This is a genomic window from Streptomyces sp. NPDC020884 (assembly GCF_044333935.1).
In the GTDB taxonomy this organism is placed as follows: domain Bacteria; phylum Actinomycetota; class Actinomycetes; order Streptomycetales; family Streptomycetaceae; genus Streptomyces.
In genome coordinates this window covers 919,316-944,443 of sequence record NZ_JBIRRY010000002.1, presented here as the reverse complement: position 1 = coordinate 944,443, position 25,128 = coordinate 919,316, and the positions used below count along the sequence as shown (strand labels likewise).

General features: G+C 72.4%; 22 protein-coding genes. 10 read left to right on the top strand and 12 right to left on the bottom strand.

The window, feature by feature from the left end; translation table 11 throughout:
• Positions 1-189 precede the first annotated feature (189 nt).
• Positions 190-2,016 (top strand): phosphoenolpyruvate carboxykinase (GTP), encoded by a 1,827-nt coding sequence (locus ACH4UK_RS10880; RefSeq protein ID WP_398355685.1) that lies wholly within the window; start codon positions 190-192, stop codon positions 2,014-2,016.
• A gap of 183 nt (positions 2,017-2,199) precedes the next feature.
• Here ACH4UK_RS10880 and ACH4UK_RS10875 read toward each other — a convergent pair whose 3' ends face one another.
• The 7 genes from ACH4UK_RS10875 to ACH4UK_RS10845 form a co-directional block, all read right to left on the bottom strand.
• A complete protein-coding gene (locus ACH4UK_RS10875) occupies positions 2,200-2,802 on the bottom strand; it encodes a hypothetical protein (RefSeq protein ID WP_398355731.1) in 603 nt (200 codons plus the stop codon).
• A 43-nt stretch (positions 2,803-2,845) separates the two neighbouring features.
• Positions 2,846-4,666, bottom strand: a complete 1,821-nt coding sequence (locus ACH4UK_RS10870; RefSeq protein ID WP_398355684.1) for a substrate-binding domain-containing protein — start codon at positions 4,664-4,666, stop codon at positions 2,846-2,848.
• A complete protein-coding gene (locus ACH4UK_RS10865) occupies positions 4,663-5,883 on the bottom strand; it encodes a toxic anion resistance protein (protein ID WP_398355683.1) in 1,221 nt (406 codons plus the stop codon). Before ACH4UK_RS10865 ends, ACH4UK_RS10870 begins: the two co-directional genes overlap by 4 nt.
• A gap of 77 nt (positions 5,884-5,960) precedes the next feature.
• A complete protein-coding gene (locus tag ACH4UK_RS10860; RefSeq protein ID WP_398355730.1) occupies positions 5,961-7,052 on the bottom strand; it encodes a hypothetical protein in 1,092 nt (363 codons plus the stop codon).
• 159 nt (positions 7,053-7,211) lie between these two features.
• Positions 7,212-7,610, bottom strand: a complete 399-nt coding sequence (locus ACH4UK_RS10855; protein ID WP_398355682.1) for a hypothetical protein — start codon at positions 7,608-7,610, stop codon at positions 7,212-7,214.
• Positions 7,611-7,700: 90 nt separating this feature from the next.
• Positions 7,701-8,912, bottom strand: coding sequence for a pyridoxal phosphate-dependent aminotransferase (locus ACH4UK_RS10850; RefSeq protein ID WP_398355681.1), 1,212 nt, complete (start codon positions 8,910-8,912; stop codon positions 7,701-7,703).
• A gap of 301 nt (positions 8,913-9,213) precedes the next feature.
• On the bottom strand, positions 9,214-10,026 hold the full coding sequence (locus ACH4UK_RS10845; protein WP_398355680.1) for an arylamine N-acetyltransferase: 813 nt from the start codon (positions 10,024-10,026) through the stop codon (positions 9,214-9,216).
• Between the two features lie 200 nt (positions 10,027-10,226).
• On the opposite strand from ACH4UK_RS10845, the gene ACH4UK_RS10840 reads away from it, so the two are divergent.
• Entirely contained in the window at positions 10,227-10,556 is a 330-nt protein-coding gene (locus ACH4UK_RS10840; protein ID WP_398355679.1) for a hypothetical protein, read from the top strand.
• A gap of 34 nt (positions 10,557-10,590) precedes the next feature.
• Here ACH4UK_RS10840 and ACH4UK_RS10835 read toward each other — a convergent pair whose 3' ends face one another.
• A complete protein-coding gene (locus ACH4UK_RS10835) occupies positions 10,591-11,418 on the bottom strand; it encodes an NAD(P)-dependent oxidoreductase (protein ID WP_398355678.1) in 828 nt (275 codons plus the stop codon).
• 98 nt (positions 11,419-11,516) lie between these two features.
• On the opposite strand from ACH4UK_RS10835, the gene ACH4UK_RS10830 reads away from it, so the two are divergent.
• Both ACH4UK_RS10830 and ACH4UK_RS10825 read left to right on the top strand, forming a co-directional pair.
• Positions 11,517-11,921: a winged helix-turn-helix transcriptional regulator gene (locus ACH4UK_RS10830; RefSeq protein WP_398355677.1), complete on the top strand. Its 405-nt coding sequence runs from the start codon at positions 11,517-11,519 to the stop codon at positions 11,919-11,921.
• 108 nt (positions 11,922-12,029) lie between these two features.
• Positions 12,030-12,890, top strand: a complete 861-nt coding sequence (locus ACH4UK_RS10825; RefSeq protein ID WP_398355676.1) for a serine protease — start codon at positions 12,030-12,032, stop codon at positions 12,888-12,890.
• Positions 12,891-12,966: 76 nt separating this feature from the next.
• On the opposite strand, the gene ACH4UK_RS10820 is transcribed toward ACH4UK_RS10825, so the two are convergent.
• On the bottom strand, positions 12,967-13,788 hold the full coding sequence (locus ACH4UK_RS10820; RefSeq protein WP_398355675.1) for a TetR/AcrR family transcriptional regulator C-terminal domain-containing protein: 822 nt from the start codon (positions 13,786-13,788) through the stop codon (positions 12,967-12,969).
• Positions 13,789-13,871: 83 nt separating this feature from the next.
• Between ACH4UK_RS10820 and ACH4UK_RS10815 the strand changes: the two genes are divergently transcribed.
• On the top strand, positions 13,872-14,720 hold the full coding sequence (locus ACH4UK_RS10815; protein WP_398355674.1) for a siderophore-interacting protein: 849 nt from the start codon (positions 13,872-13,874) through the stop codon (positions 14,718-14,720).
• A 40-nt stretch (positions 14,721-14,760) separates the two neighbouring features.
• Here the strand turns inward: ACH4UK_RS10815 and ACH4UK_RS10810 are convergent, their stop codons facing one another.
• Positions 14,761-16,386, bottom strand: coding sequence for an amidohydrolase family protein (locus ACH4UK_RS10810; protein WP_398355673.1), 1,626 nt, complete (start codon positions 16,384-16,386; stop codon positions 14,761-14,763).
• A gap of 72 nt (positions 16,387-16,458) precedes the next feature.
• A complete protein-coding gene (locus tag ACH4UK_RS10805; RefSeq protein WP_398355672.1) occupies positions 16,459-17,802 on the bottom strand; it encodes an alanine racemase in 1,344 nt (447 codons plus the stop codon).
• Between the two features lie 133 nt (positions 17,803-17,935).
• Here ACH4UK_RS10805 and ACH4UK_RS10800 point away from each other — a divergent pair, with 133 nt between their 5' ends.
• The 5 genes from ACH4UK_RS10800 to ACH4UK_RS10780 all read left to right on the top strand — a co-directional run bounded on the left by ACH4UK_RS10800 (position 17,936) and on the right by ACH4UK_RS10780 (position 23,267).
• A complete protein-coding gene (locus ACH4UK_RS10800) occupies positions 17,936-19,051 on the top strand; it encodes a sugar kinase (protein ID WP_398355671.1) in 1,116 nt (371 codons plus the stop codon).
• Positions 19,048-19,806, top strand: coding sequence for an IclR family transcriptional regulator (locus ACH4UK_RS10795; RefSeq protein WP_398355670.1), 759 nt, complete (start codon positions 19,048-19,050; stop codon positions 19,804-19,806). The genes ACH4UK_RS10800 and ACH4UK_RS10795 overlap by 4 nt, the downstream gene beginning before the upstream one ends.
• Before the next feature lie 6 nt (positions 19,807-19,812).
• The gene (locus ACH4UK_RS10790) at positions 19,813-20,223 is read left to right on the top strand and encodes a RidA family protein (RefSeq protein WP_398355669.1); all 411 of its coding nucleotides are present in this window, start codon (positions 19,813-19,815) and stop codon (positions 20,221-20,223) included.
• 164 nt (positions 20,224-20,387) lie between these two features.
• Positions 20,388-21,863: a GntP family permease gene (locus ACH4UK_RS10785; protein ID WP_398355729.1), complete on the top strand. Its 1,476-nt coding sequence runs from the start codon at positions 20,388-20,390 to the stop codon at positions 21,861-21,863.
• A 93-nt stretch (positions 21,864-21,956) separates the two neighbouring features.
• A complete protein-coding gene (locus tag ACH4UK_RS10780) occupies positions 21,957-23,267 on the top strand; it encodes an Nramp family divalent metal transporter (RefSeq protein ID WP_398355668.1) in 1,311 nt (436 codons plus the stop codon).
• Between the two features lie 109 nt (positions 23,268-23,376).
• Here the strand turns inward: ACH4UK_RS10780 and ACH4UK_RS10775 are convergent, their stop codons facing one another.
• Complete coding sequence (locus ACH4UK_RS10775; RefSeq protein WP_398355667.1) at positions 23,377-25,104, bottom strand: chitinase; 1,728 nt, start codon at positions 25,102-25,104, stop codon at positions 23,377-23,379.
• Between the last annotated feature and the right edge of the window lie 24 nt (positions 25,105-25,128).

The following is a 25,128-nucleotide window of genomic DNA, read 5'->3' as shown; positions in this document are numbered from 1 at the left end:
ATATGGCACGCAAATGAGTGGCGATGCTCACGTGTGAGGCCCCCTGGACATATGGGCGGAACGGTCGGATGATCAAATGAGTGCAGTCGGCACCGGATGAGCGCCAGGGGAATTCGAAGGGTACGAAGCATCCGGGTCGCAGCCCCCACGGGGCCTTCAGACAACTGACACCCTCAACTAGGAGCGATCGTGGCGCGCGACATCGCGGCTCCCCTCACTGTCCCCACCCACCACCAGGAGCTGGTCTCCTGGGTCGACGAGATCGCAGCGATCACCCAGCCGGACCGGGTGGTCTGGTGCGACGGCTCCGAGGCCGAGTACGAGCGCCTGTGCGGGGAGCTCGTGGCCAAGGGCACGTTCACCAAGCTGGACGAGACCAAGCGGCCGAACTCGTACTACGCCGCGTCCGACCCGAGCGATGTCGCCCGCGTCGAGGACCGTACGTTCATCTGCTCGAAGGAGGAGAAGGACGCCGGCCCGACCAACCACTGGAAGGACCCCGCCGAGATGCGGGAGATCTTCACGGGCCGGGACGGTGTCTTCCGCGGGTCCATGCGTGGCCGGACCATGTACGTCGTGCCCTTCTGCATGGGCCCCGTCGGCTCGCCGCTCTCCGCGATCGGCGTCGAGATCACCGACTCCGCGTACGTCGCCGTCTCCATGCGCACCATGACCCGCATGGGCCAGGCCGTCCTGGACGAGCTGGGCACCGACGGCTTCTTCGTGAAGGCCGTCCACACCCTCGGCGCCCCGCTGGCCGAAGGCGAGCAGGACGTCCCGTGGCCGTGCAACTCCACCAAGTACATCTCGCACTTCCCCGAGGACCGCGAGATCTGGTCGTACGGCTCCGGCTACGGCGGCAACGCCCTGCTCGGCAAGAAGTGCTACGCCCTGCGCATCGCGTCCGTCATGGCCCGCGACGAGGGCTGGCTCGCCGAGCACATGCTCATCCTGAAGCTCACGCCGCCGCAGGGTGAATCGAAGTACATCGCGGCCGCGTTCCCCTCGGCCTGCGGCAAGACCAACCTCGCCATGCTGGAGCCGACCATCCCCGGCTGGACCGTGGAGACCGTCGGCGACGACATCGCCTGGATGCGGTTCGGCGAGGACGGCCGGCTCTACGCGATCAACCCCGAGGCCGGCTTCTTCGGCGTCGCGCCCGGCACCGGCGAGCACACCAACGCCAACGCCATGAAGACCATGTGGGGCAACTCCGTCTTCACCAACGTCGCGCTGACCGATGACGGCGACGTCTGGTGGGAGGGCATGACCGAAGAGGCGCCCGCGCACCTCACGGACTGGAAGGGCAACGACTGGACCCCCGCGTCCGGCACGCCCGCCGCCCACCCCAACGCCCGCTTCACCGTCCCGGCCGGACAGTGCCCGATCGTCGCGCCCGAGTGGGAGGACCCCAAGGGCGTGCCGATCTCGGCGATCCTCTTCGGCGGCCGCCGCGCCTCCGCCGTCCCGCTCGTCACCGAGTCCTTCGACTGGCAGCACGGTGTCTTCCTCGGAGCCAACGTCGCCTCCGAGAAGACCGCCGCCGCCGAGGGCAGGGTCGGCGAGCTGCGCCGCGACCCGTTCGCCATGCTGCCGTTCTGCGGCTACAACATGGGCGACTACATGAACCACTGGGTCAAGGTCGGCGCCGACAAGGCCGATCAGTCCAAGCTGCCGAAGATCTACTACGTCAACTGGTTCCGCAAGAACGAGGCGGGCAAGTTCGTCTGGCCCGGCTTCGGCGAGAACAGCCGCGTCCTGAAGTGGATCGTCGAGCGCCTGGAGGGCAAGGGCGAAGGCGTCGAGACCCCGATCGGCATCCTGCCGGCCAAGGGCGCGCTCGACACCGAGGGACTGGACCTCTCCGAGGCCGACCTCGACTTCCTGCTCACGGTCGACAAGAAGGTCTGGCGCGAGGAGGCCGCCCTGGTCCCCGAGCACCTCAACACCTTCGGCGACCATGCGCCCAAGGAGCTGTGGGACGAGTACCGCTCGCTGGTGGAGCGCCTCGGCTGAGCCGTCGCCCCGTGCCCCGCGGCCGGGTCCCTCGGACATCCCCGCCCTGACCTGTGGGTACGACCGACCCGCCGCGGTCCGGGGGCTGTCGTCGCCGACAGCCCCCGGGGGTGTCCCCGACCAACGGACACCCTCCCGGCCCCCGGAACCCCCTCACGGTTCCGGGGGCCGGCCCCTTCGCGCTCACCCGGCGCCGCCCCGGTCCTCCAAATACTTCGTGTGGGACCGCTGGCGCAGCTCATCCGCCTCGCGCAACGCGTCCACCAGGGCCTGCGCCTCCCCGTGCAGCAGCGACAGCTGCCGCTCCAGCTCCTCCTCCGGAGCCCGTGCGCCCGGCCCGAGCCGCGTCCACCACCGCGTCCGCAGATACGCGTCGACGGACTCCGGAACGTCCCGGGTCACCGCCCGCGCCACGACGTGGACGCCCTCCGGGTCGTCCGCCAGCGCCTCGGAGACCCAGCCGGGGGCCAGCAGCCCCTCCAGCAGGCCCGTCAGCGCGGCGAGCCGCTCCGCCGCGCCGGGCGGCAGGTCCACCCGGTCCAGGTACGCCCGCAGGGTCACGAGGTCGGCCCGCAGCCCGTCCAGCCGGGACGACGGCTCCTCGAACGCCGGGGCGGGCGGCCGGCGCGGCGGGGCGAGCAACGCGCCCGCCCCGTACAGCCCGCCGACCACCACCGGCCAGTACGCGCCCGCGAACCCGGCGAAGGTGAGGACGAGCCCGCCGAGGGCGGCGGCGCAGCCGGTCAGGTTCCGGGCCGACTCCAGATAGCCGAGGACCCGGGCCACCGCCGCCGGGCCGGAACCCGCGGACCTCCTCCCGGCCGGATCCCTACTGGTAGCCACGGATCTCCTCGAACGCCCCGTCCAGCGATCCGGGGCCCTCCTCCTTCGTCCCGTCGAAGAGCCGGCCGCCGGTCAGCGTGGCGACCGACTCCAGCTCGGAGCGGTCGGAGTCGCCGAACACGATCGGGAACACCGGGGTCACCCGCCGGGCCGGGGGCAGCGCCCGGTAGAACGCCTCGAACTCCGCCGCCGACCGACCGGCCGTGTTCTCGCCGTCCGTCATCAGCACGATGGAGGTGAACGCGGACTCGGTGTCCGGGCCGAGCCGGTCGTAGGCCGCGGCGAGCGACGAGTAGATCGCCGTGTCCCCCTCGGCCGTCAGCGCCGCTGCGTCCGCCCGGATCGCCGCCGGTCCCGCCTTCGGGTCCGCCGGGTCGACGGTGTGCGTGCGGACCTGCTTGACGGCCGACCCGAAGGGCAGCAGCGTCACCTGTTCGCGCTCCCGGAAGTCGCCGGTCAGCCCGTTCAGGGCGGACTTCAGCCGGGCCAGCCGCTCGCCCTCCATCGACCCGGAGGTGTCCAGCACGTACACGGTCCGCGACGGACGCCGCAGCCGGTGCTCGTACGAGGACAGCAGCCCGTCGGCGACCGACCGGGTACCGGGGAAGGGCAGTTCGCGGCGCTGCTCGGGGGAGAGCGGATCGGCGGGACGCGCGGCGGCGACGACCGGCCGGCGCAGCGTCCGCGCGGTGATCTCCCGCTGCACGGCGGTGGACCGGAAGTGCTCGGTCAGCGTCCGTACGGCGTCCCGGGCCTCCGGCGTGGCGCCGGTGAGCGCGCTCAGCGGGTAGTCGGCGGTCACCACCCCGTCGCGGGGCCGGATCACGGTCAGCCCGGCGTCGCTGTCCCGGTTCAGCGACAGCAGCACCGACTCGTAGTTGATCAGCGCGTCCACGGTGGAGCGCCGGGCGTACGCGGAGGCCAGCCAGCCCGAGGAACCCGAGGTCAGCCGCTGCCCCGCGAAGAACTCCTTCAGCTTCGGCGTGGCCCTGCGGACGTCGGCGTCGGTGAGCGCCGCCTGTGCGCCGGAGAGCCCGGACGCCACCGAGATCAGCGCGGCGAAACCGGAGTTGGAGCGGCTCGGGTCGGTCATCCCGTACGTCAGGTCCCCGGCCGCGACCGCCCGGTGGACCTGCGCCCAACTGACCTCCCTGGGATCCCAGCCGAGCCGCCGCACCGTCGCGGGCCGCACCCCGAGAGCGACCGGGGAGGCCATCAGCGGGGTCTCGGAGGCGATCCGGCGGGCGGCCTCCGTGTCCAGCCGGAGGTAGTCGTTGGACGACAGCCACACCGCGTCGTAGGCCCTGTCCGCCTTCCCGGACGCGAGACGTTCGACGGCGTCCAGCGTGCCCGCCCAGGTGGGCCGCACGGTGATCCCGGTCGCCTCGCGGGCCTTCGCCAACAGGGGTTCCATGTCGCTGAGTTCACTGGAGGCCAGGACCCGCAGCGTGCCCGCGCGGGCCCGCCCGTCGTCGTCGCCCGGTCCGGAACCCCGCCCGGCCTTCCCGTCCGTCGTGCAGGCGGCGAGCGGGACGAGGAGGGCCACGGCCAGCAGCGGGAGCAGGGCGCGCCGCAGGAGGCGACGGCCGCCGACGCGGGTGCGGGGCGTCCGGGGGGCGGTCCCGGGGGCGTGGCTGTCGGGGATCCGGGGGGCGGTCCCGGGGGTGTGGCTGTCGGGGGTCCGGGGTGTGGTTCCGAGGGTGTGGCTGCCGGGAGCCTGGGGAGCGGCCGTGCCGGTGCCGGTGCCGGCGTCGGGGTCGGGACCCGTGTGCCGGGTCCGGTGCGCGGGTCTCGGGCGGTTCCTCATGAGCGGCCCCCGTCCAGTGCCGCGTCCGCCGTGCGGCTGCGTTCCAACCGGGCCCCGGCCTCCTGGAGTTCGGCCGTCAGCGACTCCACGGTGGCCGCCATCGTCTCGGTCGCCCGCGCCTTGTACGTGTCGATGGCGTCGAGCGTCGCGTAGATCTGCCCGAACGCGGCGCGCAGGGTCTCGACGCCGACCGCCGGGTCGGCCGCGATGCGCTGGATCTCCCCGCTCTGCGTGGCGAGCATCTCCGCGTTCCCCCGGATCAGCTCCTCGGTGGTCGAGCGCAGCACCTGCACCTGCTCGGTCACCCGGCGCTGGTTCTCCAGCGCCGAGGACAGCATCACCGCGATCCGCAGCGCGGACACGGTGGTGGTGGCCGCCCGGTCGACGCCCTTGATCAGCTCGTCGTTGTTGCGCCGCACGACGTCCATCGCCAGGTACCCCTGGGCGCAGACCGCGATCTGGGTCAGCAGATCCTGGTGCTTCTGCCGTACGGGGAAGAGGACGTCGGCCCGCAGCGCGTCGGCCCGTGCCGGGTCGCCCGCCGCATCGGCCTCCGCGATGCGCCGCTCCACGACGTCGTCGAGGGCCTCGGTGAGGACCGCGTACTCCTGCAGCTTGCCCATGGTGTCCCAGAGGCGGGTGCGCTCGGTGTGCAACGCGGCGTTGTCGCGCCGCAGTTCGTCCTGGCCGCCGCGGAGCGAGCCGACGATCCGGTCGAGGGTGCCCCTGGCGGAGGCGTACTTCGCGACGTGGTCGCGCACCCGGCGCCCGCCCGGCAGCCGGGACAGCAGCCGGCGGGCCCCGCGCCCCGGGGTGTCGCGCGGATCGAGGTCCTCCACCGTGCGGCGCAGCTCGACCAGCGAGGACCCCACGCGGGCCGGGGCGTCGCCCTCGCCGGAGGCGAGCGAGCGGACGGTGCGGTCCAGCATCCGGTTGGACTGCTGGGCGGCGCTGCGGATGTCGCCCTGCCCGAGTGCGGCGATCTCGCCGACCCGGGCGCCGAACTCGGGGGAGCGGGCGTCGATCCCGGCGAGGCCGTCGACGTACTCCTCGGCGCGCCGGACCATGTCGGCGCGCACGGCCTCCCCGACCGGGACGAGCCCGGCGGCCTGCTCGGCGCGGATGGGGGCGACGGGCGCGGGCGGGGTGAGCACGAGCGGGGTCGTCGGCGGATCGAGCGGCCGTCGCGGATCCGGGGGTCCGGCGTCCTGGGGCATGGTGGCGGTCTCCTGTGCTTGGAGTGCGGGTCCGGCTGCCGGGGCCGCCGGAACGGGGCTGCGTGCGGGCGCCGGCCTCATCCGCCGCGGGCCCGTCGTGCCATCGAGCGCAGCACCTCCGCGGTGGGCACGGGCGCCTGGCGCACGCCGGTCAGCCGCTGGTCGATGTAGGCGGTGTGGTCCGCGGTCGCGGCGATGAACTCGGCCGCCGCGCCCTGGGGCCGGAAGCCGTGCCGCACCGCCAGCTTCCGCAGCCCCGGGTCGGTGGAGAGCAGCTCGCCGAGTTCCTGTCCCTCGTCGGTCAGCGGGACGAGGGTGTGGTCGCTGGAGACCGTGGTGTCCGGGTAGAGGACGACGAGGTCGCCGACCTCCTGTCGCCGGCTGCTCATCAGGAGGGAGGCCACCTGCGACTCGTAGACCAGCACGAGGGGGTTGCCCACCCCGCTGATGAAGTCCCGGAACGGCGCGTCGCTGCTGGTCTGCTGCGCGCCCTGCACCTGGACGAGCTTGCGCATCAGCGGCGCGGTGCGCCCGACCGCCTTCTCGTCGGCGGCCACCCGGCCGCCGTCGGCGACGTACGAGGCGGCGGCGAGGTAGAGGGCGCCGGAGTTGGAGGTGACGGGATCGGTGCTCGTGATGAACACCGTGCCGCTCAACTCGGCGTGCCCGGAGGCCCCTTCGAGCTGCTGCCAGGTCCGGTCGTCCTGGGCCGCCGCCAGGTAGGGGTCCATGAGCAGCGTCCCCTGCGTGGTGAACTTCGACCCGTCGTCGGCCCGCAGCCGGGCCAGCCCGTTGTCCGCGAGGACCTCGGCCGCGCTGCGGTGGGCCACCACGACGAGCGGCGAGTAGAACGGCCGCAGCGGGCCGCCCCGGCCCTCGGCCCCCCGGCGCAGCTCATCGGCCGGTGCCTTGGAGCCGGGGAAGGCGAAGTCGTGTCCCTTCAGGGGCAGTCGGTCCATCGCCCAGGATCCCGAGGTCTCCGTCCGGACGGCGAACCCCTTGGCCGCGAGGGCCTTCACGGTGTCGGGGTCGGCGAAGAACTCGGCCTTCTCCGAACCGATCACTCCGCGCACGGTCTTCGCGGCCGTGCCGCTGTCCCCGCTGTCGCGGCCCAGGGCAACGGCCGTTGCCACACCGGCGATCAGCAGGACCGCCAGGACGATTCCCACGATGCGTCTCACCTGCGCAGCGTGCTCGCGGAAACCCACATTCCGCGCCGAGTTGGGTGGACGGCAGATGAAGGGGCCATCCCAGAACGCAAACGGCCCCGCCGGAGCGAGGCCGTGGCACCCGGTCCGCACGCCTGCGCGGCACGCGGACCGGGGCCGTCAGTGGGCGCCGACCAGGTGCCCGGAGGGGGCCGGCACGGCGAGGGCCGCGGTGTGGGCGTCCATCCGCTCGGCGGAGAGGATCGCGGCGGTCGTGTCGGCGCGGGACGCGGCCACCAGCAGGGCGCGGCCCGCGAGGGCGTGGGCGCGCCGGTGGAGCTCCGCGGGGGCGCCGTCGGTCAGGGCCGCGTGCCGGGCGGGCGGGGCGCCGCGCAGCCGGGCGACCTGCTCGGCGATGCGGTCACCCGCGGTGCCGAGGCCCAGTTCGTCGGTGACCGCGAGGAGGGCGGCCAGGTGCCCGGCGAGCTGGATGTCCAGCTCCTCCTCGCGGCTGCGGTGCGGAAAGTCAGCGTGGTCGGCCGGGGTGTGGACCGAGGTGCTGCGGATCGGCTCGTACATGGATGGCCTCCGATGGTGCGTGGAACCATCCTACATTGGAATAGGTCTAAAGTTGTCTGCGATCCGGAAGGGTGACCGGGCGAGAGGCCCCTACGGCTGTCCGTAGCCGTCCAGGAAGGTGCCGATCCGGGTCACGGCGTCGGTCAGGTCCTCGACGGTCGGCAGCGTGACGATCCGGAAGTGATCGGGCTCGGGCCAGTTGAAGCCGGTGCCCTGTACGACCATGATCTTCTCGGCCCGCAGCAGGTCCAGCACCATCTGCCGGTCGTCCTTGATCTTGTAGACCTTGGGGTCGAGCCGGGGGAAGAGATACAGCGCCCCCTTCGGCTTCACGCAGGTCACCCCGGGGATCGAGGTCAGCAGGTCGTACGCCACATCCCGCTGCTCCAGGATCCGGCCGCCCGGCAGCACCAGGTCCTCGATCGACTGACGCCCGCCGAGCGCGGTGGCCACCGCGTGCTGCGAGGGCATGTTGGCGCAGAGCCGCATGTTGGCGAGGATTGTCAGCCCCTCGATGTACGAGGTGGCGTGCGCCTTCGGGCCGCAGACGGCCATCCAGCCGGAGCGGTAGCCGGCCACCCGGTAGTTCTTGGAGAGCCCGTTGAAGGTCAGCACCATCAGATCGGGGGCGAGCGAGGCCGTCGGGGTGTGCGTCGCGCCGTCGTAGAGGATCCGGTCGTAGATCTCGTCGGAGCAGACGACGAGGTTGTGCCGCCGGGCGATCTCGGTGAGACCGCGCAGCATCTCGTCGTCGTACACCGCGCCGGTGGGGTTGTTCGGGTTGATGATCACCAGGGCCTTGGTGCGGTCGGTGATCCGCCGCTCGATGTCCGCGAGGTCCGGCATCCAGTCGGCCTGCTCGTCGCACCGGTAGTGCACCGCCGTCCCGCCCGCCAGCGAGACCGAGGCGGTCCACAGCGGATAGTCGGGAGCCGGTACGAGCACCTCGTCGCCGTCGTCCAGCAGCGCCTGCATCGACATCTGGATCAGCTCGGAGACGCCGTTGCCCAGGTAGATGTCCTCGACGTCGAGGTCGATGCCCTTGGTCTGGTAGTGCTGCATCACCGCGCGGCGCGCGGACAGCAGGCCCTTCGCGTCGCCGTAGCCGTGCGCGCCCGCGAGGTTGCGCAGGATGTCCTCGAGGATCTCCGGCGGGCACTCGAACCCGAACGCGGCGGGGTTGCCCGTGTTGAGCTTGAGGATGCGCTGACCGGCCGCTTCCAGCCGCATCGCCTCCTCCAGCACGGGACCCCGGATCTCGTAACAGACATTGGCGAGCTTCGTGGACTGGATGACCTGCATGTCCGCGAGCTTACGGCGGCGTTTCGCGGGGTGCGCGGGGATTGCTCCCGCTCTACGCCCTCCGGGGAGCGTCCCCGCCCCGCCCCGTCTTCCATCGCGATGCCCATCGCCGCCCCGGGCCGTGGGATCGCCCGGTCGGGGCGGCGTCGCGGCTTGGAAAGGAGGCGTGGGCGGCGGGGACGGGTGAGATGCGCCACGCGGGGGCCGTATGCGGGAGCCCGTCCGGGCGGGGCGTGCCGGTTCCGGGGGCCGGGTGCGGTCTCTCGGGTGGCCGGGGCACTCGCTCCGGGCCGTGGCGCGGTCACTCCGGCAGTCGGGTGCCTGCCGGGAGGCGGATGCCGAAGTCGTCCGCCAGGACCTGAAGGGCTTCGTCGCCGTCCTTCAGCCGCCGCTCCCGGATCGTGCCGTCGTCGGCCGTCTCCACCAGGTCGAGCCCGGACAGGGCGAGGTGGGAGCCGATCCGGGTGAGCTGCGCGTACACCGCCTGCCGGAACGGCGAGCGCGGGTGCGTCGCGATGAACCAGTTGATCACCTCGTAGTCCGGCTTCTCGTACGGATCCAGGGTGAACGCGTACTGCGGCTCCCACGACCCGCCCTGGCCGGTCTGGAGCTCCCACAGCGGCAGCGGACCGGTGTGCGGTGCGTGCACCAGGCGGTGGCGGCGCGGCGCGTCGAACAGCTCGGCGCCCTCCACCAGCTCGATCGGCTCCAGCAGGGCCCCGACCGTCCCGAATCCGACGTCCGCCAGATACGGGTGCGGCTCACCCTCCACGTCCACCTGCATCAGCATGTGCGTACGGGGCCGGATGTCGCCGGGCGCGGCGCCCAGCACCACCCGGGCCGTCAGCGGCGTCACCGAGAAGCCGATCTGCCGCAGCACGGTGGAGAAGAGGGTGTTCTGCTCGTAGCAGTACCCGCCGCGCCCGCCGCGGACGAGCTTCGCCTCCAGGTCGTCGAGTGCCAGCGACGGCGCGGAGCCGAGGACGGGCTCCAGGTTCTCGAACGGGATGCCCAGCAGGTGGGCGCGGTGCAGGGAGCGCAGTACCTCCAGCGTCGGGCGGGGCTCCCCGGTCCAGCCGGTCCGGGCGAAATAGGCGTCGAGGTCGAGTGTCATACGCCGACCGTACGCAGCCGGGGCGCGGGCGCACCTCCGGCTGCGGACCGACTTTCCGGGCCGGAGGGCCTCGGTCCCGGGACCGAGACCCGGACCACCGGGGCCCGGGGCCGCCGCGCACCCGGGGTCGCGCGGGCGGGGCGGCTCAGATCTTGCTCAACTCGGGTGCGAGCCGGACCGGCCCGGGGAACGGTGGCTCCATGAGCATGTTCCGCAAGCCCCAGCCCCTCGCCGTACTCGTCCTCCGCGACGCACCCGATGTCGTCGCCGAGCTCCGGCGGGCGCTGGAGACCGCCGCCGATGCCGAGCGCCCCGGCCTGGAGCGCGCCCTCGCCCTGGCCGAGGAGTCCGCCGGGCGTCCGGACGCGGAGCTGCGCGGCCGGTGGGTGCGGCAGCGGCTCGCCGCCGCCGGGCACGAGGGTCCTGCGGACTCCGTGCAGGCCATCAAGATCCTGCGGCAGGCCGAGCCCGGTCTGACGCTGCTCCAGGCGGCGACGTACGCGAAGGAGGCCGCGGCGACGGAAGCCTGACGCCGGGCCGGTCGGTTCGCCGGGCCGGGGGCTGTCAGATCCCGTCCATCGAGCCGGCCGACGCGGTCAGCAGGGCGGTGCCGACGCCCTGCTCCCGGGCCGCGCGGAGCAGGGTCGCGTCCCCCGCCTCCGCCACGGCCCGGCTGGTGGGGTCATCGGACGGCGACCCGCCCGCGTACGCCGCTGTCGCCGGGGCCATCGCCGAGAGCCAGTCGGCCACCAGCACGCCGAACTCCTTCTGGTCGATCTGCGCGTCCGCCACCAGCGCGGCCGCGTGCCGGGCGCCGGCGAACATGGCGGTCATCGCGCTGAGCAGCGCCACGTCGTGCAGCGCCGCGAAACCGGGGTCGCTCCCGACGTACCGGGTGGCGACGGGCACGGCCAGTGCCTCGCGGTGGGCGTCGAAGACGTCGCGCGAGCCGCTGTAGAAGACATAGCCCCCGGCCTCCGGCACGCCGATCATCGTCGGCACGGCCATGACCCCGCCGTCCAGGAAGCGGGCGCCGCGCTCGGTCGCCCAGGTCGCGCGGGTGCGCGCCTCGGCCGGGGTCGAGGTGGTGAGGTCGACCAGGTCCTTGTCCGTGAGGTCGGCATCGGCCAGCGCCTCGCGGACCGATGCGTCGTCCAGGAGACAGGTGACGACCAGCGGGCTCGCGGCCACCGCCTCGGCCGCCGTGGCGGCCACCCGCACACCGGCGGCGGCGAGTTCGGCGCTCCGGCCGGGGCCGCGGTTCCAGACGGTGAGGGGGTGCCCGGCGGCGAGCCAGGTACGGGCGAGGGCCGTGCCCATGGCGCCGAGGCCGAGCAGGGTGAGGGGAGTGGGAGGTGTGGACGGTGCGGAGGCGGGGGTGTTGTCAGACATGCCGATTAGGCTGGTCGACGACACCGGGGGCGACAAGTACGCACTATGGAGTGGGTGGTTACCTCGCGGTGAGCGACCAGGTGGGGAGGGGCGGGACGATGCGGATCGTACGGAGGCCGGGGGCGTTCGTCTGCGGGATCGACGCGGCGATGGACGTGATCGGCGGCAAGTGGAAGGTGCTCATCCTGTGGGCGTTGAACGAGCGGACCTGCCGGTTCGGTGAGTTGCGCCGTGCCGTGCCGGGCGTGACCGAGAAGGTGCTCAGCTCCCATCTCAAGGAGCTGGAGGACGACGGCATCGTGCACCGCGAGGTGTATGCCGAAGTGCCGCCGCGGGTGGAGTATTCGCTCACCCCGCTGGGCCTCTCGCTGAACGCGGCGCTGGAACCGCTGGGGGAGTGGGGGCGCGACCACATCTACCGCGGTGCGGACGAGGCGGGCGGCGAGGCCGATTCCGGGGCAGGATCCGGGGTCGTCGTGGGGCTGGGGTACGGGCAGCCGTAGCCGCGGCCGGAACCGACCCCTTGTGATGGCCTGACATCTACGCCAACATGCGCATGTCAATAGCCGGAAGATCTCCGGTCCTTGGCATCACTGGAGGGGACCCCCCACATGAACAAGCCTCTCGTCGGTGCGTTTCTTGCTGCCCTGCTTCTGGGAGCGGGCGCCGCGCCCGTCGTCGCAGCCGAACCCGCACCGCAGGTACAGGAAGCCGCACCCAAGGCCGACCCCGCCGCGAAGGCCGTGACCTTCGCCGGGACCGTCGCGCTCAGCAACTGTTCGGGCTCCGTCGTCCGTTCGCCCGACTCCGAGCCCACCGACCCCGCCCTCGTGCTCTCCAACGGGCACTGCATGGAGTCCGGCTTCCCGGGCCCCGGCGAGGTCGTCATCGACCAGCCGTCCAGCCGGACGTTCACCCTGCTCGACGCCTCGGGCAGCGGCGTCGGCACCCTGAAGGCGAGCAAGATCGCGTACGGCACCATGACCGACACCGATCTCTCGCTCTACGAAGTCACCAGCACCTACCAGCAGATCGAGGACAGCTACGGCATCCAGGCGCTGGAGCTGGAGACCGCCCACCCGACGGCGGGCACCGCCATCACGGTCGCCTCCGGCTACTGGAAGCGCACCTACAGCTGTGACATCGACGGCTTCGTCCACCAGCTCAAGGAGGGCCGGTGGACCTGGAAGGACTCGGTCCGCTACACCCCGGAGTGCCAGACCATCGGCGGTACGTCCGGCTCGCCGGTGATCGACGACGCCACCGGCAAGGTGGTCGCCGTCAACAACACCGGTAACGAGAGCGGCCAGGAGTGCACGGACAACAACCCGTGCGAGGTCGACGAGAACGGCGAGGTGACCGTCCGCGAAGGCATCAACTACGCCCAGCAGACGTACAACATGGTCCCGTGCATAGGCATCGGCAACAAGATCGACCTGGACCGTGAGGGCTGCGCGCTGCCCAAGCCGTAGCCCCGGCGGAACCGACTGCGGCCCACGTCGCGGCCGTAAGCGATCCCGGGCGCGCGCCGGGCGGTCCTGACCAGCTTCAGGGCCGCCGGGTGCGCGCCGCCTCGATTCCGTCGAGCAGGACCCCGAGCCCCACCCGGAACGTCTCGCGGGCCTCCCGCTCCGGATACGGCACCGGATCCGCATCCGCGTCGCCGGGCCCCGGATACGGCTCCGCCGGCCCCTCCGCCTCCAGTCGGCTCACGGCGGGGAAGCGCGCCGCGAAGTCGGGGACCAGCTCCGTCAGGGCCGCCGAGCGCGCCGCCCACCACTCCTCGTCGGAACTCCCGGTGGCCCGCGCGGCCAGCCGGGCGTCGGCCACCGCCTGCGCCGAGCCCCGCAGATACGGGAACAGGGTTCCCACCAGCCGTCGCAGTACCCCCGCCTCGAGCCCGGTCGTCCGCAACAGGACGACCAGCGTGTCCAGGCCCGCGTACTCGTGCGGCCCCAGCACCGGCCGCGCCTGCGAGACCTGCAGGACCCAGGGGTGGCGGACGTAGAACTCCAGGACCTCCCCGGCCCAGGCGGTGAGCGCGGCCCGCCAGTCGTCCGGCTCCGGCTCCGGGGGCGCGGACGGCAGTTCGGCGTGCACGGTGTCGTACATCAGGTCCAGCAGCTCGCTCTTGCCGGGGACGTAGGTGTAGAGCGCCATCGCCGTGCGCCCGAGCCGGTCGCCGACCGCGCGCATCGACAGGGCCCCCATTCCCTCCTCGTCCGCGAGCGCCACCGCGGCGGCCACGATCGCGTCCACGCTCAGCCGCGGCCTGGGGCCGGGGCCGCCGCGCGCCGGCGGCGGCAGTTCGGCCCGCCACAGGAGGGAGAGGGAGCGGCGCGGGTCGCCCTGTCCGGCGAAGACCACCACGTGCGACTCCTTACGATGTAAAGTAATGCCGGGCGGATAATTCAGTACGCCGTAAACTATCAGCGGGAGAGAGGTCGGGTGCGATGACCCAGGCACTGCCGGTCACCTATGTGCGCGTCGTGGACGTGGAGCGGGTCACCCCCCGTACGGCGCGGATCGCCTTCACCGCCGACGAACTGCCCGACCTGCTGGAGGACCGCCCCGACCAGCAGATGAAGCTCTGCCTGCCGCGTCCCGGGCAGACCGTGCCCCGGCTGCCGGAGCGGGACGCCGATGACCCGTACGGCATGCGCTGGTACGAGGCCTGCCTCGCGATGCCGGAGGCGGAGCGGCCCTGGATGCGCGGCTTCACCGTCCGCTCCTACGACCGTGAGCGCAACGTGATGACCGTCGACTTCGTGCTGCACGGCGAGGGCGGCCCCGCCTCCCGCTGGGGCGCGGCGGCCCGGCCCGGGGACGTCCTCGGCATGGTCGGCCCCTCGTCCCTCTACGCCCGCCCGCTGCCCGACGCCCGGCGGATGCTCCTCGCCGGGGACGAGACGGCGCTCCCGGCCATCGCCACGGTGCTGGAGGCGCTGCCGGCCGGGACCGGGGCCGTGGTGTACGCCGAGGTCGCCGACGCGGGGGAGGAGGTGGCGCTGCCGTCCGGCGCCGGCGGGGTCGAGGTCCGCTGGGTGCACCGCGACCGGGGCGGCTCGCTGGTGGCGGCTGTGCGCGCGGCCGGCCGGGACCTCGACGGGGTGGACGCGGCCTGGGTGGCGGGCGAGGCCTCCGCCGTGCGGGCGCTCCGCCGCCACCTGGTCGAGGACCGCGAACTGCCGAAGGCCGCCGTGGAGTTCAGCGGCTACTGGCGGCGCGCTCTCACCCAGGACGACGCCCCGACCGAGGAGGACCTCGCCTGGGCGGCGGAACGGGCCGCCGACTCCGTCTGAGCCGAGCGGCCCGTCGGCCCGGTGCGCGCGCGGCCGGTCCTCAGGCCGCCGGGGCTCCCGCTCCCCGGATCGCCCGGCCCGCCAGCACCGAGGTCCGCCTGCCGTCCTCGATGACGAACCGGCCGTCGATCAGCACATGCGGGATGCCCACCGGCAGCGTGCGCGGCTCCTCGAACGTGGAGCCCGCCGCCACCGTCTGCGGGTCGAAGAGCACCAGGTCCGCGCGGTAGCCCTCGCGCACCAGGCCCCGGTCCGCGAGCCGCAGCCGGGCGGCCGGGCGCGAGGTCAGATGGGCGACGCACTCCTCCAGTGAGAGGATGCCCAACTCCCGGGCGTACCGGCCGAGATACTGCGGGAACGTGCCGTACGCCCTCGGGTGCGGCTTGTCGCCCTGGAGGATGCCGTCGCTGCCGCCGGTGTGCACCGGGTGGCGCATGATCTGCCGGACGTTCTCCTCGTGGCCCACGTGCTGGAGGATCGTCGTGCCGAGCCGGTCCTCGGTGAGCAGCCGCCGGGCCGTCACCCAGGGCTCCTCGCCCCGCAGCGCCGCCGACTCCGCCACCGTACGGCCCACGTACTCGGCCAGGTGCGGGGCGCTCACCCCCGAGATCTCGATGGTGTCCCACTCGATCGGCACCCCGTGGCAGCCGTCCGAGCCCAGCACCTCCAGATGGTGCCGGATCCGCTCGGCGCTCTCCGGGTCCGCGAGCCGGGTCAGGACCGACTCCGGACCGCCCTCGCTCGCCCAGCTCGGCAGCATGGCCACCAGCGTGGTGCAGCCGGGGGTGTACGGGTAGGTGTCGAGCGAGATGTCGGCCCCGGCGGCGAGCGCGGTGTCGAGCAGGGCCAGCAGGTCGGGCGCCCTGCCCTCGTTCACGCCGAAGTTCATGGTGGCGTGGGCGAGATGGAGCGCGCAGCCGGCGTTCCGGGTCAGCTGCACCATCTCCTCGTAGGCCTCCAGCGCGCCCGCCCCGTAACTGCGGTGGTGCGGGCAGTAGTAGCCACCGTGAGAGGCCACCACCCGGCACAGCTCGGTGAGTTCGGCGTCGTCCGCGTACATGCCGGGGGTGTAGGTCAGCCCGGACGACATGCCGACCGCGCCCTCCCGCAGGCCCTGGTCCACCAGCTCCTTCATCCGGGCCAGTTCGGCGTCGGTGGCGGGCCGGTCGTCCCAGCCCACCGCGTACATCCGGACCGTGCCCTGGGGGACGAGGTAGGCGGCGTTGACCGCGATGCCCTGGCCGCCGAAGTTCCGGTCGAGGCGGTCCAGGTAGCCGCCGACGGTGCGCCAGTCGAAGTCGATGTCGGAGCCGTCGCCGTTCCAGCCGGTGATGGAGCGGCGCACCTCGGCCAGGGTGCGGTCGTCGGCCGGGGCGTACGACAGCCCGTCCTGGCCCAGGACTTCGAGGGTGACGCCCTGCGCCGCCTTCGCACTGTGGTCGGGGTCGCGCAGCAGCGCCAGGTCGCTGTGGGCGTGCATGTCGATGAAGCCGGGGGCGAGCGCGAGGCCGTCCGCGTCCACGGTGCGGGTGGCGGTGGGGCGGGGGCCCGAGGAGCCCTCGGGATGGATCTCGGCTATCCGGCCGCCGTCGAGAGCCACATCGGCGCGGTAGGAGGGCGCGCCGGTGCCGTCGACGACGAGCGCGTCACGCAGGACCAGGTCCATGGGTCACCTTTCGGGGCGTTGTCCGAGGAGGGGCGGGCCCGCGGCTCCGCAAGAGCCGCGGGCCCGGCGGCTCTAGAAGAAGGTGCGGATGTAGTCGGTGACCGTGCCGTCCGCCGCGACCAGCGGGATCAGCTGCCACTTGTCGAAGCTGGTGCAGGGGTGCGAGAGGCCCATGCCGACCCAGTCGCCCACCTCCAGCTCGATCCCTTCGTCCGTACGCACCCAGGTGTGCTGGTCGGAGAGACCGGTGACCGTGACCCCGGTGGCGGGCCGGACCGAGCCGTCCCGGCCGGAGCGGACCACCTGGGCCTCGGGCAGATCGAGGTCGTGAGCCGCGTCCCGCTTGCCCGCGTTGAGGAACGCCTGCTCGCCGGAGGGGCGGGAGACGACCTGCGCCCAGAGGCGGAAGGCGGGCTCCAGCGCGCCCTCCTCGGGGACGCGGTTGAACGGGGTGAGGTGCTTGTAGTGCCCGTCGTCGTGCGAGACGTACGCGCCGGAGCGCAGCAACTTGAGGACGGGCAGACCGAGTTCGGGGATCTCCGCGAAGACGTCCGCGACCGCGTCGAACCAGGCGCTGCCGCCCGCGCTGATGACGATCTCCTCGACCCCCGTTCCCGTGAACCGTCCGGCGCTGTCGAAGGAGGCCGCGAGCGCGACGAGCCGCCGCAGCCACTCCCGTACCCGCTCCGGGTCGGCGTCCGGGACCTCGCCCTCGTACCCGGCGACGCCCACCAGGCGCAGCGATCCGGCCGCCGCCACCGCGTCGGCCACCGCCGCGCAGTCGGCCTCCGTGCGGGCCCCGGTGCGCGCGCCCTCGCCCGCGCCCAGCTCCACCACCACGTCGACCGGGCGGGTGGCGCCCGCCGCGCCCAGGGCCTGATCCATCAGCTCGACGCCGCGCACGGAGTCGACGTAACAGACGAAGCGGAACGCGGGGTCGGCGGTCATCTCGCCGGCCAGCCACCGCAGGGCCACCGCGTCGACCAGCTCGTTGGCGAGGAAGATCCGCCCGATGCCGTACGCCCGGTAGACCCGCGCCTGATGCGGCACGGCGGCCGTGATGCCCCACGCCCCGCGCTTCAGCTGGTCCACGAAGAGCTGCGGGGCCATGGACGTCTTGCCGTGCGGGGCGAACGCGAGGCCGTGGCGCTCGGCGTACGTCTCCAGGAGGTCGAGGTTGTGGGCCACCGACTCGGCGGAGAGGGCGAGGACGGGGGTGGTGAACCCGCCGGTGAACAGGTTGCGGCGCTCGGCGGCCAGGGCCCCGACGGTCAGGCCCTCTGCGTCCGGCGGCAGGGCCTTGAAGCGGTGGTCGACGCGTTCGTCGGCGAGGCCGGACGCCAGGGACGCGGGGGAGACGCCGGGGGCGGAAGGCGCGGGGGCGGCGGTGTGACCGGTGGGGCGTTCGGCTGCCAAGGGGAGCTCCTCGTAGTTCGTTGCAACATATGCAACACCCATTGCGTATATCGCTCAACGCTGTCTAACATCCGAGCCGATGCCCGGTCAATGGTGACCACCGGCCCGCACGCCGATCAGCGAGGAGCCCTCAGTGCCCGGACCCGCAGCAGGGACGGCCGTCGCCGCCACGACCACCGATGCCGTCTGTCTCGGTGAGTCCATGGTGACGTTCCTGCCCTCGCAGCCCGGCCGCCTCGCCGACGTGCCCTCCTTCGGGCGCGGGATCGGCGGAGCCGAATCCAACGTGGCCTGCGCGCTCGCCGCCGCCGGGCACCGGGCGGCCTGGGTCGGGAGGGTCGGCGCGGACGGCTTCGGCGACCACCTCGTCGAGACGATCGGGGGGTACGGGGTCGACACCTCTGCGGTCCGCCGGGACCCGGTCCGTCCGACCGGTATCTACTTCCGCACGGCCACGGACCGGGGGACCGACACGCACGAGGTCGCGTACTACCGGGCCGGGTCGGCCGCCTCCGCGATGTCGCCGTCGAACATGCCGTACGAGGAGCTCCTCGCGGGCCGGATCCTGCACCTGTCCGGGATCACGGCGGCGCTCTCGGCCGACTGCCTGGCGCTGCTGCGGGACCTGACGGCTCCGCGCGCCGGGCGGCCGCTGGTCTCCTTCGACGTGAACCACCGCCCCCACCTGTGGCGGGACGCGGACGCGTCCGTGCTGCTGGAGCTGGCCCGCCGCTCGGACCTGGTGTTCGTCGGGGAGGACGAGGCGGAGGAGGCATGGGGGATCGTGGGCGCGGAGGCGATCCGGGCGGCGGTGCCGGAGCCTTCCGTGCTGGTCGTGAAGCGGGGGAGTGCGGGGGCGACGGTCTTCGCCTCGGGGCTCCGCCCCGGACCCCGCTCCTCGAACGCCGGAGGGGCTGGAACGGCCGCCGCCGGGGCTGGAGTCGGTGACACCGTCACCCTCGTCCCCGCCCTCCGTGTCGACGTCGTCGCCGCCGTCGGGGCGGGAGACGCCTTCGCCGCCGGGTTCCTCTCCGCCACCCTCCGCGGGCTGCCCGTGCGCGACCGGGTCCGGCACGGGCACCTCATGGCCGCCGCCGTCCTCACCGTCCCCGGCGACCTCACCGACCCGCCCGCCCGCGACCACGCCGACCGCCTCGCCGCCCTCGACGACGACGCCTGGGGGAGACTTCGTCTCGGCCCCGGCTGGACCGCAGCCGACCGGGCCCCCGAGGAGGTACGCACGCCATGAGTCAGACCGTCGACCGGGCACTGAGCATCCTGCCGCTGCTCGCCCAGGGACCCGCCGACCTCGGCCAGGTCGCCGAGCGGCTCGGCGTCCACAAGTCCACGGCGCTGCGCCTGCTGCGTACGCTCCACGAGCACGGCCTCGTCTACCGCCAGGAGGACCAGCGCTACCGCCTCGGCGCGCGGCTCTTCGCCCTCGCGCAGGAGGCCGTCGAGAACCTCGACGTACGCGAGATCGCCCACTCCCACCTGGTCGCGCTGAACGACCGGTGCGGGCACACCGTGCACCTCGCCGTGTACGAGGAGCAGGAAGTCCTCTACATCGACAAGGTCGAGAGCCGCTACCCGGTCCGGATGTACTCCCGGATCGGGAAGCCCGTGGCGATCACCGTCGCGGCCGTCGCCAAGCTGCTGCTGGCCGACCTCACCGAGCCCGAGCGGCGCGTCATCGCCGAGAAGCTCGACTACCCCATGTACACGTCCCGTTCGACGCCCAACGCGGGAGCCTTCCTCAAGGAGCTCGCCGTCGTCCGCGAACAGGGCTGGGCCACCGACCTCGGTGGCCACGAGGAGTCCATCAACTGCATCGGCGCCCCCATCCGCGGCGCGGACGGGCGGGTCGTCGCGGCCATGTCGGTGTCCGCACCCAATGTGGTCGTCACGGCCGAGGAACTCCTCACCCTGCTCCCGCTGGTCCGGCGCACCGCCGAGACCGTCAGCCGGGAGTACTCCGGCACCACCCAACCCAAGAAAGTCTGATCAGCCATGACCGAGAAGACCGCCCTCACCCCCTCCACCCACACCACGCCGCCCGCGAAGTTCTCGCACGGCGTGAAGAAGGGGAACCTCCTCCAGGTCGCCGGCCAGGTCGGCTTCCTCCCGGCCGTGGAGGGCCAGGCCCCGACCCCGGCCGGCCCCACCCTGCGCGAGCAGACCCTCCAGACCTTCGCCAACGTCAAGGCGATCCTGGAGGAGGGCGGCGCGAGCTGGGACGACGTGATGATGATGCGCGTCTACCTCACGGACGTGGACCACTTCGCGGAGATGAACGAGATCTACAACGCCTACTTCGGCGAGCAGAACCTCAAGGAGGCCCCCTCGGCCCGGACGACGGTCTACGTCGGCCTGCCCAAGGGTCTGCTCATCGAGATCGACGCCCTCGCGGTGCTGAGCTGATCGCTCCGGCCCGCTGATCGCTCCGCGCCGCTGACCGCTCTGCCCCGCCTGATCGTCTTGTCGCACCCGCAGAACCCCTCACGACCGCCGTACGGCACGGCGCCCCGCTTCCCGGGGGCGCCGTGCCGCGCTCCCCCCTGCCCTCCAGCGCCATCGGAGTCCCCATGCTGCTCGCCGCCACCCCCTCGCCGGCCGAGACACCACCGCACACCGGTGGTCTGCTCCTCCTGATCGACGGCACCGCCGGTCTGCTGACCGTCGCCGTCCTCGGCATCGCCCTCCTGCTCTTCCTGATCATCAAGATCAGGCTCCAGCCGTTCGTCGCCCTGCTCGCGGTCTCCATAGCCGTCGGCCTCGGCGCCGGGCTCTCGGTCACCGAACTCTTCGGCACCGTGCAGAAATCCGCCGCCGTCTCGGTCATCGAATCCGGCATGGGCGGCATCCTCGGCCATGTCGCGATCATCATCGGGCTCGGCACCATGCTCGGCGCGATCCTCGAAGTCTCCGGCGGAGCCGAGGTGTTGAGCGCCCGCCTGCTGAACCTCTTCGGCGAGAAGCGGGCCCCGCTCGCCATGGGCCTGACGGGCATCATCTTCGGCATCCCGGTCTTCTTCGACGTCGGCATCTTCGTTCTCGCGCCGATCGTGTACGCCGCCGCCAAGCGCTCCGGCAAATCGATCCTGCTCTACGCGATGCCGCTGCTGGCGGGCCTGTCGATGACCCACGCGTTCCTGCCGCCGCACCCCGGCCCGGTGGCCGCCGCCGGACTCTTCAACGTCTCGCTCGGCTGGGTCATCCTGATGGGCGTCGTCGTCGGCATCCCGTCCGTACTCGCCGCCTGGGTCTACGCCGCCTGGATCGGCAAGCGGATCTTCGTCGACGTCCCGCAGGACATGGTGGAGGCCGCCGAGGAGGCCAAGGCCGCCGTCGCCGCCGAACAGCGCGCCTCGGGCGTCACCCCGCACGAGAAGCCGGTCCCGCTCGCCACGGTCCTCGCGATCATCGGCACCCCGCTGATCCTGATCCTCGCCGCGACCTTCTCCTCCATCGCCCTGGACCCCTCCACGCTCCGCTCGGTCATCGAGTTCTTCGGCAACCCGTTCGTGGCCCTGACCATCGCCCTGTTCCTCGCGTACTACCTGCTGGGCATCCGCCGCGGCTGGTCCCGCAAGTCCCTGGAATCGGTCTCCACGTCCTCGCTCAAGCCCGTCGGCAACATCCTGCTGGTGGTCGGCGCGGGCGGCATCTTCGGCGCGGTCCTCAAAGGCAGCGGCATCGCGGACGCGCTCGCCGAGACCTTCAACGACGTCGGCCTGCCGGTCATCCTGCTCGCCTGGCTGATCTCGGTCGTCCTGCGCGTCGCCCAGGGCTCGGCCACCGTCGCGATCGTCACCACGGCCGGGATCGTGGTCCCGCTGGTCGAGGGCCAGGACCTCTCCCAGGCCCACCTCGCGCTGATCATCATGGCGATCTCGGCGGGCTCGATCTTCGCCTCGCACGTCAACGACGGCGGCTTCTGGATGGTGTCGAAGTACTTCGGCATCAGCGAGCGCGACACCCTGAAGTCCTGGACGGTCCTGGAGACGGTGCTGTCGGTGGCGGGCTTCGTCGTCGCGGCGCTGCTCAGTCTGGTCATCTAGCGCAGGTGCGGGGCGGGCGGTCCCGGGCCCGGCCGCCCCGATTCCGTGCACGCCCCCTTGTGCCGCCCGGCCGATTGCGCTTCCTTGATCGGCATGGCGGAGACAAGCGCAACCACAGGGACAGGGGAGCCGGACTCCCGACCACGTAAGTCCAGCTGGAAGTACATCGGCCCCGGCATCGTCGTCGCGGCGACCGGGGTCGGGGCCGGCGACCTGGTCGCGACGCTGATCGCGGGCAGCAAGTTCGGCTACACCCTGATGTGGGCCGCGGTGATCGGCTGCATCGTCAAGATCTCGCTCGCCGAGGCGGCCGGCCGCTGGCATCTGGCGACCGGCCGCACGCTCTTCGACGGCTGGCGCAGCCTGGGCCCCTGGACCACGGTCTACTTCGCGATCTACGTGGTCGTCTGGGGCTTCATCTACGGCGCGACGGCCATGTCCTCCAGCGCCCTGCCCATCGTGGCGCTGTTCCCCGACGGTCCGGGGCTGAAGGTCTGGGCGATCATCACCGGGCTGATCGGGCTGGTCTTCGTCTGGTTCAACCGGTACGCCGTCTTCGAGAAGGTCATGACGGTCCTGATCGGCATCATGTTCGTGGTGGTCGTCTATGTGGCCGCCCGCGTCGTGCCCGACGTCGGCGCGTCCTTCGCCGGGCTGCTGCCCGTGCTCCCGGACGGCTCGCTCCTCTACACCCTCGGGCTGATCGGCGGCGTCGGCGGCACGATCACCATGGCCGCGTACGGATACTGGGTCAACGCCAAGGGCTGGAGCAACTCCTCCTGGATGAAGGTGATGCGACTCGACAACCGGGTCGCCTACATCACCACCGGGATCTTCGTCGTGGCGATGCTCATCGTCGGCGCCGAGCTGCTGCACTCCTCGCAGATCGCCCTCACCTCCGGCGACCGCGGCCTGATCGACCTGGGCAAGGTGCTGGAGGACCGCTTCGGCGCGGGCACCGCCAAGCTCTTCCTGGTGGGCTTCTTCGCCACGTCGTTCTCGTCGCTGATCGGCGTCTGGCACGGGGTGAGCCTGATGTTCGCCGACTTCGTGGAGCGGTTCCGGGCCCCGGCGGCCGGTGCGGGAGCAGCCGAGGAGCACGAGGGGCCGGCCGTCGCCGAGCGCCGGCAGCGGTCGCTGCCCTTCCGGGCGTACCTCCTGTGGCTGACCTTCCCGCCGATGACCCTGCTCTGGCTGGACGAGCCCTTCGGCCTGGTCATCGCGTACGGGGTGCTCGGCGCGTTCTTCATGCCGTTCCTCGCCCTGACCCTGATCTGGCTGCTCAACTCCTCCCGTACGCCGGGGGAGTGGCGCAACGGGTGGCTCAGCAACGGGATGCTCACCCTGTCCGGGATGCTGTTCGTCGTGCTGTGCGTCCAGCAGGTACGCGAACTGCCCTGGTGACACACGGCGGGTTCGCGGACCGGCCCCGAACGCAGCAGCGCCGCAGGGGGAGCGGCGGCGCTGCTGGTCCGAGGAGCGGTGGTGCGGTGCTGCGGTGGTACGGAGAGGGCTACGGCAGGTTGTGGACGTGCGGGCCGACCGCCTTCGACCAGGCGAATCCGGCCGTCGCGTCCCAGTTCGTCGACCAGGTCATCGCACCGCGCAGCGACGGGTAGGTCTTCGACGGCTTGAACGAGCCGCAGTTGGTGCCCCTGGTCAGGCAGTCCAACGCCGCGTTCACGATCGACGGGGCGACGTAGCCGCTGCCCGCACCGCGGGTGGAGGCGGGGACGCCGATGCCGACCTGGGACGGGTCGAGGCCGCCCTCCAGCTGGATGCAGGCGAGCGCGGTGAGGAAGTCGACCGAGCCCTGCGAGTAGACCTTGCCGTCGCAGCCGAGCATCGAACCGCTGTTGTAGTACTGCATGTTGACGACGGTCAGGATGTCCTTGACGTTGAGGGCCGTCTTGAAGTACTCGCCCGACGTCGACTGCATGTCGATGGTCTGCGGGGCCATCGTGATGACCAGCCCGCTGCCCGCCTTCGCCGACAGCTGGCGCAGCGCCTTGGACATGTAGGTGGAGTTGAGGCCGTTCTCCAGGTCGATGTCGACCCCGTTGAAGCCGTAGTCCTGCATCAGCGCGTACACCGAGTCGGCGAACGCGGTGGCGGAGGCGTCGCTGTCGACCCGGACCGAGCCCAGTTCGCCGCCGACCGAGATGATGACGTTCTTGCCGGCCGCCTGCTTGGCCTTGATGTCCGAGCGGAACTGGGCGTCGGTGTAGCCGTTCAGGCCGGCCGAGTCCAGGTTGAAGGTCACCGCACCCTGCGTCGCGGTGGCGTCCGCGAAGGAGACCGCGATGATGTCGTAGTCGGCCGGGACGTCACTGAGCTTCTGGACGGCCGCGCCGTTGTTGAAGTTCTGCCAGTAGCCGGTCACCGCGTGCTCGGGCACGGCGGGCCCGGGGCCGGGGCCCGTACCCTGCTTGGCCGTACGGGCGCTGATGGCGGCCGACTTGACCGACTCGCCGGCCGCGTTGGTGGCGCTGACCGAGAACTGGTAGGCGGTGTCCGCGGACAGGCCCGTCACGGTCGCCGAGGCGCCGGTGGAGGTGGTGGCCTTCGCGCCGTCCCGGTACACGGTGTACCCGGTGGCGCCGGAGACCGCGTTCCAGGACAGGGCGACGGAGGACGTGGTGGTGGTGCCTGCCGCGAGACCGCCGGGGGCCGCCGGGATGACCGGGCCGGGATCCTCGCCGCCCCCGCCGTCGGGGCCGGTCACCTCGACGTCGTCGGCGAAGTAGGCGGCCTGCCCGTACCAGCCGTGGGTGTAGACGGTCACCGAGGTGGTGTTCGCGCCGGTCCTGAAACTCGTGGACAGCTTGGTCCAGGAGGAGGAGCCCGGCGTCCAGGTGGAGACGTCGGTGGTGCCGGTGCCGCTCACGCCGAGATAGGCGTAACCGCCCTGCACCCAGGAGCTGAGCGCGTACGTCGAGTCGGGCTTCACGGCGACCGTCTGCGAGCACCGGGCGTTGTCCTGGCCGGCCGGGGTGGCCTTCAGCGCGGACGTGCCGCTGCGCACGGGGGAGGAGACGGCGGCGCCGCTGCCCGGCGAACAGGTCCAGTTGGCGAGGCCCGACTCGAAGCCCGCGTTCTTGGCGTTGTTGACGTCTGCTGCCTGGGCGGTGCTGACGAGTCCGGTGACGGTCAGGGCGGCGGCCGCGACGACGGCCATGGCGCCGCCGAGCACGGGCCGGGTGCGGCGCCTTCTGCGACTGCTGCCTGCGGAGCGTTCCACTGGTGCCTCCGGGGGAGTTGGTGG